This is a genomic window from Streptomyces sp. NPDC000594, assembly GCF_040299965.1.
Lineage (GTDB): Bacteria > Actinomycetota > Actinomycetes > Streptomycetales > Streptomycetaceae > Streptomyces.
The window spans coordinates 85,790-102,129 of sequence record NZ_JBEPCY010000003.1 but is presented as its reverse complement, the minus strand read 5'-3'; the positions used below and the strand labels follow the sequence as shown (position 1 = coordinate 102,129).

Sequence of the window (16,340 nt, the reverse complement as noted above, 5' to 3'; positions counted from 1 at the left end):
TGTGTCAGGCCTCACATGTCGGATACATCCGACAGGCCTTGCCCGGCAGGCCCGATGGACCCGATGGACCCGATGGGCCTGACGGCCCTGACGGATCCGACGGACCGACCAGGCAGTCGGCCGGGCGACCCGTGACGGCCCGCGACCGTGATCGCCCGGTTCCCGTACCACCCCGTACCCAACGCAATGAACAGACCGTACGGGGCGAAAAGGGTGAACGACAGGGAACCGGGCCCGACCAAACCCCCATCCCCGGGGCCGCCCCGCGCGCCCCACCCCACCGAAAGAACGGACATGAACAGCTACTCCGCCACCCCCCTCTCCGTCCTCGACCTCTCCCCGATCCGTACGGGCCGGCCCGTCGCCGAGGCGCTGGAGAACACCGTCGCGCTGGCCCGCGCCACCGAGGCGTACGGCTACCGCCGCTTCTGGATCTCCGAGCACCACAACACCCCGGCCATGGCCAGCTCCGCGACCTCGATCATCATCGGCCAGGTCGCCGCCGCCACCGAGCGGATCAAGGTCGGCGCGGGTGGCGTCATGCTCCCCAACCACGCCCCGTACGTGGTCGCCGAGCAGTTCGGCACCCTCGCCGCGTACCACCCCGGCCGGATCGACCTCGGCATCGGCCGCGCCCCCGGCAGTGACCCCTGGACCACCCGCGCCCTGCGGCGCGAGCACCAGAGCGGTGCGGACTTCCCCGAGCTGGCGAACGAACTCCGTGGCTACCTCGCCCCCGGCAGCGCCGAGCGCAAGGTCCGCGCCATCCCCGGCGAGGGCTCCGACGTGCCCGTCTTCATCCTGGGCTCCAGCACCTTCGGCGCGGCCCTCGCCGCTCGCGAAGGGCTGCCGTTCGTCTTCGCCTCGCACTTCTCGCCGGACCAGCTGCTGCCCGCGCTGGAGCTGTACCGCGCCGGGTTCCGTCCGTCGGCGACGCTGGCGAAGCCGTACGCGATCGTCGCCGCCAACGCGGTCGTCGCGGACACCGAGCGGGAAGCGGTACGGATCTTCAGCTCGCTCCAGCAGAAGTTCCTCACCCACTTCCGGGGCGGGATGCAGTTCCTGCCGCCGGTCGACGACATCGACGCCGTCTGGGCCCCGCAGGAGGCGCAGATGGTGAACGCGATGCTCGCCCAGTCCTATGTCGGCACCCCGGACACCGTCCGCGAGGGCCTCGAATCCCTGGTGGAACGCACCGGCGCCGACGAGCTGATGATCCTCAGCGAGGCCTGGGACTTCGACGCCCGGCTGCGCTCGTACGAACTGCTCGCCAAGAGCTGGAGCCTCTGACCCGACCGAACACGGAAGTACACGAAAGGACCCGCCGTGCACGCCCCCGCCGCCCTCTTCGAGCCCACCCGGCTCGGTGATCTCACCCTGCCCAACCGCATGGTGATGGCCCCGATGAGCCGCGCCCGCGCGGACTCCGACGGCACCCCGAGCGCGCTGATGGCCGACTACTACGCCCAGCGCGCCTCGGCGGGGCTGATCGTGGCCGAGGGCACCCACCCGGCCGCCGCCGGGGCCATCGGACCCGACGCGCCGGGCCTGTTCACCGATGCCCACCAGGACGGCTGGGCCCGGGTCGCGGACGGGGTGCACGCGGCGGGCGGACGGGTCTTCCTCCAGCTCATGCATGCGGGACGGCTGGCCCACCCCCGCTTCCTCCCCGACGGGGTCCAGCCGGTCGCCCCCTCGGCGGTGGCCGCCGACACCCTGGTCCACACCCCGGACGGGCGGGTGCCCGCCGTCACCCCGAAGGCGCTCACCGACGGTGCCGTACGGGAGCTGATCGAGGACTTCGTCCGCGCCACCTGCCGGGCGGTGGCCGCCGGACTCGACGGGGTCGAGATCCATGCCGCCAACGGCTATCTGCTCCACCAGTTCCTCGCGGACAACGCCAACCTCCGTACCGACCGCTGGGGCGGGGACACCGAGGGCCGGATCCGTCTCACCGTCGCGATCACCCGCGCCGTCGCCGAGACCGTCGGCCCGCACCGGGTCGGCGTGCGGATCTCACCGTCCAACCCCTTCGGCGGCCTGGCGGAGAGCGACCCGTACGGCACCTATACGGCCCTGGTCCGTGCCCTCGCCCCGCTGGGGATCGCCTATCTGCACCACGGCGAGACGGGTACGGAACTGGACACCGCGGTACGGGAAGGGTGGCCCACGGCGCTCATGGTCACCCCGCTCCCCGCCGACCGCGACAAGCCCGAGGCCGCCGCCCACTCCCTGGAACGCGGCGCCGACCTGGTCTCCTTCGGCCGGGACTTCCTCGCCAACCCCGACCTGGTCACCCGCTGCCGTATCGGCGCACCCCTCAACGAGGCGCGCCGGGCGGGCTTCTACGGCGGGGGAGCGACGGGCTACACCGACTACCCGGCCCTCGGCCCGGCAGCCCCGGCACGCCCGGCCGACGCGGGTCCGGACGGGCCCCGCTGACCTCCAGGCGATCGGGCGGTCGGGCGAACGGCGGCCTGGCCGGAATCCGGCGGCGGGGGGCATTTTCGCCACTGGTCGGTCGGGACCGGGACGGCGAGGCTGAGGGTGTCCGGGACGGACCGGACACCCTCACGGCAAGGAGCGGTACGGCATGCTGGCGCAGATTGTCCTCTTCGACGGATTCGACCCCCTGGACGCCCTCGGCCCGTACGAGGCACTCTTCGCCGGCGGACTCTTCACCGGTGGGGAGTTGACGGTCGAGCTGGTGACGGCCGAGGGCGAGCGGGAGGTCCCCAGCGGGGCGCCGCCGCTCAGTGTCCGGGCGACCGGCCGGCTCGACCCGGAGCGGGCGGATCTGATCGTGGTGCCGGGGGCCGCCGGCCGGATGGCCGCCGCCGATGACTCACCGCTCGCCGCCCGGGTCGACAGCATCGCCCACCATCTGGAACGAGCCCTGGCGACCGAGCTGCCCGCACTGCTCAAGGAGGCCGTGGCCAGGCCGGATGTCACCGTGGCCACCGTCTGCGCGGGCTCGGCGATGCTGGCACGGCTGGGGCTGATCGAGGGCCGGTACGCCACCACGCACCACACCTGGGACCGCACCGAGCTGTCCCGCCTGGAGGAGTCGGGGGTGCGCGCCGTGGACGCGCGGGTGGTCGACGACGGGGACCTGGTCACCGCGGCGGGCGTCGTCTCCGGTGTGGACCTGGGCATCCATCTGCTGGAACGGAGTTACGGCCCCCGGATCGGGCGCGCCGTGGAGAAGCTGCTCGGCCATGACCGCCGGGGCCTGGTCTGGCGGGCCGAGGGCCTTGAGCCCTCCGTCGTCTGAGCAGCGCCATCCCGGACATCTCGGCAGGCCCCGTCCCACAAGCAGGCCCTGTCCCAGCGGACCTCAGGCAACAGGAGTGTGTGACCGTGTCCTTCCGCCTTCTGCGTATCGCCGTCATCGCCCAGGCCGCCACGCTGGCGCTGCTGCTGGGCAATCTCCTCACCGTCGCCGAAGGGATGGTGTCCGCCCTGGTGGGGGCGGTGCACGGGGTCGCGTACCTCATGGTCGTCCTGATCGCCCTGCGGCTGCCGGGGAGCGACGCCACGATGAGGCTGCACGCCCTGATCCCCGGTGTGGGCGGGGCGGCCGTACTCCACCGGGCCCACCGGATCCACCGGGTCCGCCCGGCCCGCCGGTCCGACCGACCTGACCGGCCCGACCCCGGTTTCGGACCGACCGCCGCCGCCCGTTAGCTTGCGGTCATGACGGTTGTGGCGATCCTGGCGCTCGACGGCGCCGTCCCGTTCGAGCTGTCCGTACCCGGTCAGGTCTTCGGCACGGCCAATGAGGCGGCGGGCCGCGATCACTATGAGATACGGGTCTGCGCCCCCGGCCGCCGGGTCGTCACGGCCGACGGTCTGGGGCAGTTCCGGCTGGAGACCGGGTGGGACCTCGACACCCTCGCCGAGGCCGACACCGTGGTGATCCCCGCACATGGGGGCAGTCTGGACGCGAGCCATCCGGCGCCCGTGCTCGACGCGCTGTGTGCCGCGGCCGAGCGGGGCGCCCGGCTCGCCTCCGTCTGTGTGGGGGCCTTCACCCTCGCCGCCACCGGGCTGCTCGACGGACACCGGGCCACCACACACTGGCGGTACGCCGATGAACTCGCCCGCCGTCACCCCGCCGTCGAGGTGGATCCCTCCAGTCTCTATATCGACAATGGGCCGCTGATCACCGCCGCCGGGGTGGCCGCCGCGCTCGATCTCTGCCTCCATCTGGTCCGGCGCGATCTCGGCGCGGCGGAGGCCGCCGCCACCGCCCGGCTGATCGTGATGCCGCTCCAGCGCGACGGCGGCCAGAGCCAGTACATCCAGCACCCGGACCCGGCGGACCGGAGTACGACGCTCCAGCCCACCCTGCGCTGGATGGAGTCCCGGCTGCGGGAGAACCTGACCCTGGACGACATCGCCCGGCATGCCGCGATGAGCATCCGCAGCCTCAACCGTCACTTCCGTGCGCAGACCGGGACCACACCACTGCAATGGCTGCTGCGTACCCGGGTCCTGAGGGCGCAGCAACTCCTGGAGACCACCGGGATCCCGGTCGAACGGGTCGCCACCGAGACCGGGTTCGGCGCGCCCTCCACCTTCCGTCAGCACTTCACCCGGCATACGGGGGTCTCGCCCCAGGCGTACCGGGCGGCCTTCCGTTCTCCGGTACGGGTGTCCTGCTGAGGGATCCCCGGCGTCACCGGTTCACCAGCTCACCGGCAGCGCCGCCAGACCCCCGGTGACCAGGTTCGGCGTCATCCGCAGCTCCTCGTACGGCACCGCGAGCCGCAGGGTCGGAAGGCGCCGTGCGAGCTGCCCGAAGAAGGAGCGGAGCTGTGCCCGCGCCAGCGGCGCCCCCACGCACAGATGACCCGCCGCCCCGAAGGCCAGGCTCTGCCGCGCCCCCTGCCCGGCGCGGTCGATCTCAAAACGGCCGCTGCCGAAACGGCCGCTGCCGAAACGGTCGATGTCGAAACGGTCCGGGTCGGGGAAGACGGCGGGATCCCGGTTGGCCACCCCATGGAAGACCAGGACCGCGTCGCCCGCCCGGATCGTCACCCCCGCGATCCCGATGTCGGCGTGCGCGTACCGGAGCAGTCCTTGATCGCTGGGTACGCTCATCCGCAGCATCTCCGCCACCGCGCCGTCGACCCGCGCGGGCGAGGGGTCGGCGCACAGGGCCGCGTACTGCCCGGGGTGGCGCAGCAGAAGCAGGGTCCCGTAGTCGATCCGGGTCACCGCCGTGTCATGGCCGGCGAACATCAGCAGGGCGGCGAGCTCCACGATCTCCCGCTCGCTCATGCCGTCCATCGCGGCCAGGTCCGAGAGGATGTCCTCCGCCGGTTCGGCGCGCCGCAGCCGGATCAGCTCCTGGACGTACCCGAACAGCTCGCCCTGCGCGGCCCGGGCGACCTCGGGGGCGTCGACCCTTCCGTACGCGCTCGACCAGGCACGGAACCGGTCGCGGTCCTCGGCCGGGACACCGAACAGCTCGCACATCATCTCGACCGGCAGCGGCTCGGAGAGCAGCCGGTGAAGATCGGCGGGGCGCGGGGCGCGCTCCAGACCGTCCAGCAACCGGGCCACCTGGGAGTCCAGCCGGTCGCTCAGCAGCGCGATCCGCCGGGCGGAGAACGACGGGGTGAGCACCTGGCGCATCCGCCGGTGGTGCTCCCGTTCGGTGCGGTGGTCGCCCTGGGGGCGGCCCGAGATGGGCGAGAGGGAGACCCGGGGCGCGCGCTCGGGGTCGGGGTGGGAGCGGCCGAGCCGGGCCTCGTCCAGCAGCCGGTACGCGGCGGTGTGCCCGGTGACGGCCCAGGCGGTGTCCCCGCCGGGGGTACGGACCCGTCGGACCGGGCCCTCGGCGCGCAGCCGGGCGAACTCCGCCGGTGGGTCGAGGACATTCATGCGGGGAAAGGGCAGTGTCCGGAGCGTTTCGTGGGCGCCCATGGATGCCTCCGCCTCTGTGCGTCCGCCCTCCCGGGGGGTGAGGGCATGGGTCCGGTACTCCCCTCACGGACCCGGACCGGCTCCGGTTCACCCGCCCGGCCCCGGCGCCCGGGGACGGCGCGGCGCGCCGTGATCACCGTCCGTTCCCGCCCCTATCACCTCCGAACTGGGAATTCTCGCTCCGTAAGGGGGACGGTAGGTTGCTGGTGTGCCCCACAGAGAACCCAGCTCCTCCGCTCCCGGGCGGGCCGTGGCCCCGTCCTCCGTCCGAGGCCGGCGGAGTTCTTCCTCCCGGCGGGCCCTGCTGGTGCTGCCGGTCTGTCTGCTGTCGCTGCTGACGGGGTGTTCGACGGGTGGTGAGCCGGGGAGATCCGGTGGCGCGGGAGCGGTCGCGGAGCCGGGTGGTCCGGGCGGTGGCGGTGGCAGTGGCGGGGGCGGTGGTGAGGGCGAGGCGCCCGAGGTTCCCGTATCGCCGGTGAACTCGACGGCCGCCGAGCGCCTCATCCCCAAGAAGGGCGTCTACTTCGGGATCAGCACCCTGAAGACCCCCTTCGCCCCGGAGGAGACCGATCTGGTCGCGGAGCGGGCCGAGGCCCGGCCCAACCTGCTGGAGTACTTCGTGAAGTGGAACGAGGAGTACCGGCCGGAGGCGGTGGACGCGACCTATGACCAGACCGCCGTCCCGCTGCTGACCTGGGAGCCCTGGGTCTCCCTCGAAGCCGGTACCGAGCAGCCCGAGTACGCGCTGGCGCGGATCGCGGAGGGGGACCACGATCCGTACATACGGAACTTCGCCGAGGCGGTACGGGAGCACGGGCGGCCGCTGATCCTGCGCTTCGCCCATGAGATGAACGGAACCTGGTTCCCCTGGGCGGAGGGCCGCAACGGCAACAGCGCCGGGGAGTACGTCCGGGCCTGGCGCCATGTGCACGATGTCTTCACCGACGCCGGTGCCGACAATGTGGTCTGGCAGTGGAGCCCGAACATACTGCGCACCGTGGAGCGGACCAGGCTGCGCCCGCTCTATCCGGGCGACCGCTATGTGGATCTGGTCGGGGTCAGCGGCTATCGCCGGGACGAGCGGACGGCGGGGGAGGTCTTCGACCCGGCGCTGCGGGAGATACGCGAGTTCACCCGGCGGCCGATACTGATCGCGGAGACCGGGGCGAAGCCGGGGCGGGACAAGGCCGCCTGGATAGCGGACTTCTTCCAGTGGCTGGACCGCAATCCGGATGTCGTCGGGTTCGTCTGGTTCGAGCGGGACACCGGGCACGGCGGCAAGCAGGACTGGCGCTTCGCCGAGACACCGGGCACCCAGCGGGCGTTCCGGGGCGGGCTGGAGTGGGTGGAGCTGGCGAGGGCTCCGAAGGGGGAGCCGCTCCGGGTGGGCGACTCACAGCTGGGGGAGTCGGACCGGGAGAAGTCGGGTCTGGGCCGCTCCGCCTGACGCACAGCCCTCGGGCTCTCCAGGCGGACCCGGACCACCGGGTTCAGCCGAAGCGAAGCGTCGGGTTCAGCCGGGCCGCCGGGTCCAGCCGGAGCGCCGTGTTCAGCCGGAGCGTCGGGTCGGGCCCACCAGATCCACCGTCGCCACACCCTTCTTGAACGCCTCGGTCGTCAGCGCATCGGCGGTGAACCGCCAGTCCGCGTTGCCGCCCTCGTTCTCGCTCCGCTCGAACCAGATGAACCCGGCGATATCGGGATTGCGGTTCAGCCAGCGGAAGAAGTCGGTGGTCCAGTCCGCCTTGTGGCCGCTGGGCTGGGCGCCGGTCTCGGTGATGAAGATCGGCTGTTCGGTGAACTTCCGCAGCGCCTTCAGCGTCGGCTCGAAGACCGCCGCCGCCTTCTTCTCCTTGACCGCGTAGCCGACGAGGCCGACCCAGTCGACATACTCCTTGCCCGGGTAGAGCTGCTTCAGGGAGATGTCCGGCACCGGACGCAGGATGTTGGGGCTCCAGAGCCAGATCACATTGTCGGCCCCGGCCTCCTCGAAGATCTTGTGGACATGGCGCCACATCTTCTTGTACTCACCGACGCGGTTGTCGTTGTACTGCTCGGACCACGGGTACCACTCGCCGTTCATCTCATGGGCGAAGCGGATGGCCAGCGGCCAGTCATGGGCGGCGACATCCCGGGCGAAGCGCTTGATGTACGCGTCGTGCTTGCCGTCGATGATGGTGCGGAGCCGGTACTTCGGCTGGTCGGTGACGCCCTTGTCCTTGCCGGCCCAAGGCTCCCAGGAGAGCACGGGCAGTAGTCCCTGGCGGTAGGAGGCGTCCACCGCGCCCGGGTCGAAGTCCTCGGTCCACTGCACGAAGTACTCGACCATGGTGGGCCGGGTTCCGGCGGCCTCGGAGACCCGGCTGACCTCGGCCTTCGACCAGGGGGCCTCATAGGTGCTCACACCGAAGTGGCGGCCCTGCGGGTCGAGCAGTTCGGCGCGGCTGGGTATCGGCGGGGGCTTGGAGCCGGGTATGAGCCGATCGGTGATGCTCTGGTTCTCCTGCTGGCCGAACCCGGCGAACGCGGGGGTCGCATTGGACTGCACCAGCAGATAGACCCCGTAGGAGAGGCCGGAGAGCAGCACCATGTTGAAGGCCATCCACAGTCGCAGCCGGACGCCGGTACCCCGGTTCCACCAGTGCAGCTTCTTCTTGCCCCGGGGGCCGGCGGCGGGCGCGGCGGAGGACCTAGACACTCATCATCACCGACCCGAACAGCATGGCTCCACCCAGAAGATAGGGAACGACGACCAGCGGGCTGCGCGCCCTCTCCCCCGCGAAGCTGTCCGCCCGGGTGCCCCAGCTGGCGTTGTGCGCCATCCGGAAGAAGCCCAGCAGCCGGACCGGCAGCAGCAACAGGGTGTTGATCAGCATGAAGACCGGCAGGAAGAACATGTCCTGGGGGCGGTAGGCGAAGTGTCTGCCGAACCGCACGGCCATGGATATCAGCGACATCACTGCGGCGAGGCCCAGGATGAAGAGCAGCGCCTGCCAGCCGATCTCCGGCAGCGGGAGTTCGTTGTAGATACCGGGCCTGCTGCGCTCGAAGGCGGCCATGCCCCAGGAGGCGAAGGTGCCGAGCAGGACGAACGGGACCAGGATGTCCGCCATGTAGAAGAGCCAGAGCACCTTGGCGTGGCGCAGCATCCACCAGAACATCCGCAGGGAGTTGTACTGCGACCCGCGGGCCCAGCGGTACTGCTGCTTGGCCAGCTTCTTCAGTTCCAGCGGGGCATCGGTGTAGACCAGCGAGCTGGACTGGTAGACCGTGCGGTACCCCGCCTTGAGGGTGTAGTTGGTCAGCGTCCGGTCGTCGCTGACCTCCAGGAACACCCCGAGGAACTTCTCGTTGAGGAAGTCGTGCATGCAGTCGTCGAGTATCCGCTTGCGGAAGGCGATGGTGCGGCCGGGCAGACAGCCGACGGCGCCCATGACACTCATCGCGGGCAGCGAGTACTGGCAGCGGACGGACTCCAGCCAGTCGGCCCAGCGGGTGAGGACGGAACGGCCCGGCTCCAGGATCCGCTGACGGGTGGTGACCCCGCCCACCTCGGCGTCCCGGAACGGCTTGATCAGCTCGCTCAGGGTGTTCCTGGTCCAGATGGTGTCGGAGTCGACCAGTACGGCTATCTCGCCGGTGGCGTGCTCAAGGCCGACCCGTAGCGCGTTGCGCTTGCCGGGGATCTCGGTCCACACCCACATCACATCGAGATCGGTGCAGATGCGTTCCAGATCGGGGTTTCTGCGGCCGTTGATGACGACGATGATCTCGGTGGGCTGCTGCTGGATGATCCGCTGGAGCACCGAACGGAAGAGGTCCTCGGGCTCGTCCACCACCGGAATGATCACCGAGGTGGTCGCGGTGTGCGGTGCGGTCCAGGGCTTGTAGCGCCGGGCGAGCACGATGCGCAGCAGCCACAGCGCCCAGATCATGGTCATGAAGACGGCGAACGGGTAAATGGTCCCGTTGATCCACCATTCCCTGATCTCAAGCAGAAACGCGAGCATGGCCATTCCCGGAGCCGGCGGGACGGCACGGGGCCCGACCGCACATGTCCTGTTGTAAGAGCAGACGTGGATATGGGGAGTACGGCGAAGGAGAAGATCGGCGCACAGGGTGGTTGAACCGCTACGTTATCCGGGCAACCGGGTGACAAAGCGCTAAAAATCAGTCATGCCACGCGGTGATGGAGGGAGAGAGGCGGAAGTGTTCCGCAATCGATACCCAACAGAAATCCAACCGGCCACAACTGTTCCCCGGTCGGCCCGGGTGCGCTGGGCCGGGCGTCCGGCACCCCGCTCGTCCGGCCTCCGGCCGTCCGGCGTCCCGCTCAGCCCGCCGTCCCCGACGCCTCTCCGTCGTAAGCGTACTGACTCGACTGGACCCGGTACATCCGGCGGAACGCCCCGTCCTCCGGGCGCATCAGCTCCTCGAACGAACCGTGCTCGATGACCCGGCCCCGCTCCATGACATAGATCTCGTCGGCGTGCTGGACGCTGTGCAGCCGATGGGTGATCAGCACCACGGTCTGCCCCTGGGCGGCGAGCGCCCTGATCTGGTCGAACACCCGCTGCTCCGCCTCGGCGTCCAGTGCGCTGGTGGGCTCGTCCACCACCAGGATCCGGGCGTCGCGGTGCCGGGCGCGGGCGATGCCCAGCCGCTGCCACTGCCCGCCGGAGATCTGGTGCCCGCCCTTGTACCCCCGGGCGAGCAGGGTGTCCCAGCCATGGGGGAGCGACCCGATCGTCTGGTCCGCCCCCGCGTACGCGGCGGCCGCGTCCAGCCGGGTGTTGTCGTACGGGGCCTCCGGGCGGCCGATCGCCACATTGATCCGGGCGGTGAACGGCCAGCGGTAGAAGTCCTGCGCCACCACGGCGATCCGGTCGAACAGCTCGGCCCGGTGCGCCCGTGCCGCGTCCACGCCGTCCCACATGATCCGGCCCGAGTCGGGTGCGTACAGCCCGCAGAGCAGCTTGGCGAGGGTGGACTTGCCGCTGCCGTTGTTGCCGACGAGGGCGACGATCCGGCCGGCGGGGATGGTGACATCCACCGCGTCGAGCGCGGGTTTCCCGTCCTCGCCGGGATAGGTGAAGGAGACCTTCTCGAAGCGGATGCTCCGTACCTCCTGGGGGAGGGCCAGCCCGGTCGGCGGGATCAGCCGGCGGTCGGCCTCCTGACAGAGCCGCTCCAGATCGGCGACGAACAGACTCTCCTCGTAGAGATAGTTGAGCTGGACGACCAGGGCCTCCAGATTGGTGGAGCCGGTCCGGATGGCGATCACCGCCGTGCCCGCCACCGCGAGATCCATCGCGCCGGACCACAGCAGCAAGCCGAGGGTGCCGTACGCCGCCCCGGTGGCCAGCCCGGTCCAGCCGGAAGCGATCAGTCCGGTACGGGCGGCGAGCCGGGCCAGCCGGGTCTGTTCCCGCTCCCCGGTCTCGGCCATGGTCCGGAAGTGCTTCAGCAGGAACGGGCCGATGTTGTGCACCCGCACCTCGGGGGCGGCCTGGGCGTCGGTCAGCAGCCGCCCGAGGAGCTGGCCGGCGCGGGCGTGCTGCACCCAGATGTGGAACGAGACATAGCGGCGCCGGGCGATCGTCAGCGAACTCCAGGCGCTGGGCAGGGTCATCAGCACCAGCAGCGGCAGCAGGGCCGGATGCAGCACCGTCAGCACCCCCGCCGCGGCGATCAGCGAGATCCCGGAGGTGACCACCGAGGTACAGAACTTGATCATCCGGCGGGCCGACTCCGCGCCCCACTGGGCCGAGTCCAGCAGCTTGTGGAACTCCTCGTCCTCCACGGCCGTCAGCTCCACCCGGGCGACCCGGCCGAGATACTCCTCGGTCGCCACCCGGAACACCTTGGGCTCCAGCCGGCCCGTCCCGGCGGTGGAGGCGGACCGCAGCAGCGCGCCGATCAGCGCGGTGACGGCGACGGCGATGAACGCGGGGACGGCCGCGACCAGCCGCTCACTGGTGGCGCCCGGGGCCAGCACCTGGACCAGGACCTGATTGACCGCCACCAGACCCACCGCCTGGGCGATGCCGCCGCCCAGCTCCGCGCCCGCGACCTGCCGCAGGGCGCGCGGATCGGCACGGTGCGCCAGCCGGACCGTGGAGGCGATCAGCCGGGGCATCCTCGCGATCATGGTGCGGAGGCCGAGTTCGAGGAAGGATCCGCTGTGCTGATCCCAGCCGGAGTCGTAGCGCAGCGGACCGCCGAAGAGCAGCTGTTCGGAGTCCGAGACCTCCCCGGTGTCCGGGGCGCCCTCGGGGGAGGGGCGGGCCGCCCGGCGCTTGCGGGACCGCCCGCCACGGCGTCCGCCGTTCCGCTTCGCCCCCTCCGGATCGGTGCCCTCGGGAGCGGCGCCCTCCGGCGGGTCACCCGCGCCGTTCTCCGCCGGGTCGGGCCCCGCCGGGGCCGATGTCGGTGACTTCGCCGTCTGTTCCGTCCGCTGTGTCATGCAACCCCGTCCCGGTGTCCCTGGCCCCTTGGCGCAAGGCCAACGCGGCCGATCGCCGTCGCGTCACGGTCAATGCCTCAATGGAGGTGCGGGTCCGGAAGCCCGGTGGCACTCGGGTCACTCCGGCCCGCGGGGCACGCTCCCGCCCTGCGCGGGTCGTACATCCACTCAGCCTCTCTGGCCCGCTCCGGCGCCGGGCGCCGGACCGTGTGCGGCGGGGCCGTGCGCCGCTCCCGGATCCCATGAGCCGTTCCCCGACCGGCGTGACCGGCGCGAGCAGCCCGTCAGGCCCGCCCGGTCCGCTTGATTCACCCGGTCCGCCCAGGCCACCCGGGTCATCCGGAGCCGTCGCCGCCGGGCCGGGGTCATTTCGCGTCCGCGTAGCACTCCACCACCGCCGTTGTCAGAGGGAATCGAACAGGGGTCCTGCCGAACGCCGCCTCTCCCGCGATACCGGCCGCCCGGCCGATCGCCCGCGCCACCGTCTCCGCCTCCTCGGCCGGGCAGTGCACGATCACCTCGTCGTGCTGGAAGAAGACCAGCTCCGCCCGTATCCCCGAGAGGGCCTGCCGGAGGGCGGCGAGCAGTAGCAGGGCCCAGTCGGCGGCGCTGCCCTGGACGACGAAGTTCCGGGTGAAGCGGCCCCGGGCCCGGGCGTCGGCCGAGGAGTGGCCCGGGGTGAAGCCGTCCGAGCCGCCGGAGCCCGGGGCGGGCTCCGGCGCCTCCTGCGGGAGGCCCGCCTCGTCGCCCTCGTCCCGCCCCACCGCACGGGGGCTGGTGCGGCCCAGCCAGGTGCGGACCAGCCGGCCCTCCTCGCCCGCCCGTGCGGCCTCGTCCACATGGGCGACCGCGGCGGGGAAGCGGCGGCGCAGCGCCGCCAGATTCCGCAGGCCGTCGCCGGAGGTCTGGCCGTAGATCGCGCCGAGGAGTGCCAGCTTGGCCTGCTCACGGTCGCCGGAGAAGGCCCGGTCCGAGAGAAGGGCGTACAGATCGCCGTCGTGGCCCGCCACCTCCATCAGTCCGGGGTCCCGGGAGATCGCCGCCAGCACCCGGGGCTCCATCTGGGCGACATCGGCGACCACCAGCCGCCAGCCGTCGTCCGCCACCACCGCGCGCCGGATCACCCGGGGGATCTGGAGCGCACCGCCGCCCTGGGTGGTCCAGCGGCCCGAGACCGTGCCGCCGGGGAGATAGGAGGGGCGGAAGCGGCCGTCCCTGACCCAGTCCTGGAGCCAGCTCCAGCCATGGGCGACCCAGATGCGGTACAGCCGCTTGTACTCCAGCAGGGGGGCGACGGCGGGGTGGTCGATCTCCTCCAGCTCCCACCGCCGGGTGGACCGCAGCCGCACTCCGTCCCGGGCGAACGCCTTGATCACCTCGGCGGGCAGCTCGGGCCGCACCCGTCGGCCGAACGCCGCCGAGATCTCATCGGCCAGCTCGGCCAGGCGGCGGGGCTCGCCGCCGCCCGCGTACCGCTCGCCCAGCAGCTCGGCGAGGACCCGGCGGTGCACATCGGCCCGCCACGGCAGCCCGGCGCGCCCCATCTCGCCCGCCACCAGCATGCCCGCCGACTCGGCGGCGACCAGCAGCCGCATCCGCCCCGGGTGCTCGGTGGCGTCGAGCCGGCGCTGCTGCTCGCCGTACACCTCCACCAGGGACTCCAGGGGGAGCGGTACGGGGACGGGGTCGAAGAGCGAGGACTGGGCCCCGGGCTCGGCGGATCTCGGGGGCGGATCGGGCGGGACGGGGCCGCCGCGCAGCCGGGCCAGGGCCGCCCCGGCGGAGCGGGGCTCCCCGAGCCGCCCCTCGTGTCCGAGGAGCAGCTGCTCGGCGGCCTCGATGTCATGGCACCGCTCCACCCGCACCCCGGCGTCCAGCAGCCGGGGGTGGATCTCGGGCGTGGACCGCCACACCCAGCGCTCGACATGGGGCCGGTCCCGGACGGCCGTGACCAGGTCGGGCGCGGTGACCACCGGGCCCCGGGGCGCACCGCCGGGGCCGAGGGCGACGAGCCGTGCTCCGCCGCCCTCGGTCGCCGCCAGTGCCCACCGGCCCCCCGTATCGCTCATGGGTTCGATTCTGGCACCGGGGTCTGACAATCCACGGCGCCCCGGCCGTCGATTCACCCGGACGAGTAGTCGGGGCCCTTCTCGGTTGACGCCGGGTCGAGGACGCGGATCACCCGTGCCGGGTTCCCGACGGCGAGCACCCCGGCGGGCAGGTCCTTGGTCACCACGGAACCGGCCCCGACCACGGTGTTCTCCCCGATGGTGACGCCCGGACAGACGATCACCCCGCCGCCGAGCCAGACGTTGTCGCCGATGGTGATCGGCAGCCCCTTCTCCCAGCCGGCCCGGCGGCGCTCGGTGTCCAGCTCATGCGCCGGGGTGAGCAGCTGGACATTCGGGCCGATCTGGACATCCGATCCGATGGTGATCGGCGCGGCGTCCAGGAGGACCGCGTTGAAGTTCATGAAGGTGCGGTCGCCGATGGAGACATAGGTGCCGTAGTCGCAGAGGAAGGGCGGCCGGATGATGACGCCCTCGCCGACCGAGCCGAGGAGTTCGGAGAGGATCGCGGCCCGGTCCTCGGGCGCCGCGCCGCCATCGGCGTTGTAGGCCGCGCAGAGCGCGGAGCGGCGCCGGGTGTCGGCGACCAGCTCGGGGTCGTCGGGCAGATACCAGTCACCCGCCAGCATGCGTTCCTTGTTCACGCCCACCTCGGACCTCTTCTCTCCCGTACGGGAACGGAGCGGTAGGGACCGGGGGCGAACCGGTGGTACCGGCCCCGGGTGACCCGGTGTCACCTCGGCCGCCGTGTCGCCCCCGGTGCCAGCCGTACCCCTGTGCGACCGGCTTCAGCCGGGGCGGGGCCCGGCGCCCGGTCGAACGGTCCCACGGCGGGCGACCCGGGTCAGACCAGGGACTCGCCCAGCGCCTCGGCCGCGTCCCGCACCAGCGGGTCGTCCGGCGTGGCCGTGGGCTGATCGGGCTTGGTGGTGAGCACGGCGAGGACGAGCGGCGCGCCGTCGGGCGTCCAGGCGATGCCCGCGTTGTTGTTGGTGCCGTAGCTGCCGCCGCCGGTCTTGTCCGCGATCAGCCAGTCCTTGGGCAGCCCCGCGCGGAACCGGTTCCCGCTGGTGGTGTTCCGCAGCATCCAGTCGGTGAGCCGCTCCCGGTCCGCCCGCTCCAGCGCGGTCCCGAGGATCAGCCTGCCGTAGCTCCTGCCGATGGCCCGGGCGCTGGTGGTGTCCTCCTCGCGCCAGGGCTCGGCGGAGTTCAGGGCCGTCTCCCAGCGGTCCAGCCGGGTCACCCGGTCCCCGATGTCACGGCAGAAGTCGGTGATCGCGGTCGGGCCGCCCAGCTCGCGCAGAAGGAGATTCCCGGCGGCGTTGTCGCTGTAGCGGACGGTCGCGTCGCACAGCTCCTCCACCGTCATCCCGGTGGCCAGGTTCTCGCAGGTCTTCGGCGAGTGGACCAGCAGATCGTCCTTGGTGTAGCGGATCCGTTTCGCCAGCACCGTGCCGTCGTGGTCGAGATCCCGCAGCACGGCCGCGGCGGCGAGCGACTTGAACAGGGAGCACATCGGGAAGAGCCGGTCCTCGCGGTAGCCCACCTTCCGCCCGGTGGCGAGGTTGTGCCCGTACACCCCGACCCGGGCGGAGTGCTTCCGCTCCAGCGCGCGCAGCCGACCGCGGAGGTCCCCCGGGGTGGCGCGGTCCCCGGCGGCGTGTGCCGTACCGCCGCCGGAGAGGGTGACCGCGGCGGCCAGGCTCGTCACGGCGCCGGCGGTCAGCAGGGTGCGCCGCCGGGGGTGGGGTCCGTCCGCGTGGTCGGCGCGGCCCGCGCGATCGGAGGGTGTCACGGAGTGGGTCATGTGAATTTCTCCCTGAATGAGGTGATCATTCGACACCGGGAGAGACTTCCCGGCCCCGGGCGGC

At 71.9% G+C, this 16,340-nt stretch carries 13 protein-coding genes; 6 read left to right on the top strand and 7 right to left on the bottom strand.

Translation table 11 applies throughout. The features are described 5' to 3' along the window. Window positions 1-294: 294 nt before the first annotated feature. The 5 genes from ABT354_RS05490 (at window position 295) to ABT354_RS05470 (ending at window position 4,668) form a co-directional block, all read left to right on the top strand. Window positions 295-1,290 carry an LLM class flavin-dependent oxidoreductase gene (locus ABT354_RS05490; RefSeq protein WP_351489408.1) on the top strand — a complete coding sequence of 332 codons (996 nt, stop codon included), beginning with the start codon at window positions 295-297 and terminating at the stop codon, window positions 1,288-1,290. Window positions 1,291-1,326: 36 nt separating this feature from the next. Further along, the gene (locus ABT354_RS05485; protein WP_351489405.1) at window positions 1,327-2,442 is read left to right on the top strand and encodes an alkene reductase; all 1,116 of its coding nucleotides are present in this window, start codon (window positions 1,327-1,329) and stop codon (window positions 2,440-2,442) included. A gap of 151 nt (window positions 2,443-2,593) precedes the next feature. Continuing rightward, entirely contained in the window at window positions 2,594-3,274 is a 681-nt protein-coding gene (locus tag ABT354_RS05480; protein ID WP_351489402.1) for a DJ-1/PfpI family protein, read from the top strand. An 86-nt stretch (window positions 3,275-3,360) separates the two neighbouring features. Next, window positions 3,361-3,687, top strand: a complete 327-nt coding sequence (locus ABT354_RS05475; RefSeq protein WP_351489400.1) for a DUF3817 domain-containing protein — start codon at window positions 3,361-3,363, stop codon at window positions 3,685-3,687. Window positions 3,688-3,696: 9 nt separating this feature from the next. Further along, complete coding sequence (locus tag ABT354_RS05470) at window positions 3,697-4,668, top strand: GlxA family transcriptional regulator (RefSeq protein ID WP_351489397.1); 972 nt, start codon at window positions 3,697-3,699, stop codon at window positions 4,666-4,668. 21 nt (window positions 4,669-4,689) lie between these two features. Here ABT354_RS05470 and ABT354_RS05465 read toward each other — a convergent pair whose 3' ends face one another. Then, window positions 4,690-5,934 (bottom strand): cytochrome P450, encoded by a 1,245-nt coding sequence (locus ABT354_RS05465; protein ID WP_351489394.1) that lies wholly within the window; start codon window positions 5,932-5,934, stop codon window positions 4,690-4,692. A gap of 208 nt (window positions 5,935-6,142) precedes the next feature. Between ABT354_RS05465 and ABT354_RS05460 the strand changes: the two genes are divergently transcribed. After that, the gene (locus ABT354_RS05460; RefSeq protein WP_351489392.1) at window positions 6,143-7,381 is read left to right on the top strand and encodes a glycoside hydrolase family 26 protein; all 1,239 of its coding nucleotides are present in this window, start codon (window positions 6,143-6,145) and stop codon (window positions 7,379-7,381) included. A gap of 102 nt (window positions 7,382-7,483) precedes the next feature. Here the strand turns inward: ABT354_RS05460 and ABT354_RS05455 are convergent, their stop codons facing one another. The 6 genes from ABT354_RS05455 to bla all read right to left on the bottom strand — a co-directional run bounded on the left by ABT354_RS05455 (window position 7,484) and on the right by bla (window position 16,276). Continuing rightward, a complete protein-coding gene (locus ABT354_RS05455) occupies window positions 7,484-8,632 on the bottom strand; it encodes a glycoside hydrolase family 26 protein (RefSeq protein WP_351489389.1) in 1,149 nt (382 codons plus the stop codon). Beyond that, window positions 8,625-9,944, bottom strand: a complete 1,320-nt coding sequence (locus ABT354_RS05450; protein ID WP_351489387.1) for a glycosyltransferase family 2 protein — start codon at window positions 9,942-9,944, stop codon at window positions 8,625-8,627. The genes ABT354_RS05455 and ABT354_RS05450 overlap by 8 nt, the downstream gene beginning before the upstream one ends. A 323-nt stretch (window positions 9,945-10,267) precedes the next feature. Further along, on the bottom strand, window positions 10,268-12,085 hold the full coding sequence (locus ABT354_RS05445) for an ABC transporter ATP-binding protein (protein WP_351490144.1): 1,818 nt from the start codon (window positions 12,083-12,085) through the stop codon (window positions 10,268-10,270). 680 nt (window positions 12,086-12,765) lie between these two features. Next, entirely contained in the window at window positions 12,766-14,469 is a 1,704-nt protein-coding gene (locus ABT354_RS05440) for a bifunctional 3'-5' exonuclease/DNA polymerase (RefSeq protein ID WP_351489385.1), read from the bottom strand. A gap of 53 nt (window positions 14,470-14,522) precedes the next feature. Further along, window positions 14,523-15,119: a sugar O-acetyltransferase gene (locus tag ABT354_RS05435; RefSeq protein ID WP_351489383.1), complete on the bottom strand. Its 597-nt coding sequence runs from the start codon at window positions 15,117-15,119 to the stop codon at window positions 14,523-14,525. A gap of 194 nt (window positions 15,120-15,313) precedes the next feature. Next, a complete protein-coding gene (gene bla / locus ABT354_RS05430) occupies window positions 15,314-16,276 on the bottom strand; it encodes a class A beta-lactamase (RefSeq protein ID WP_351489381.1) in 963 nt (320 codons plus the stop codon). Window positions 16,277-16,340: the final 64 nt, after the last annotated feature.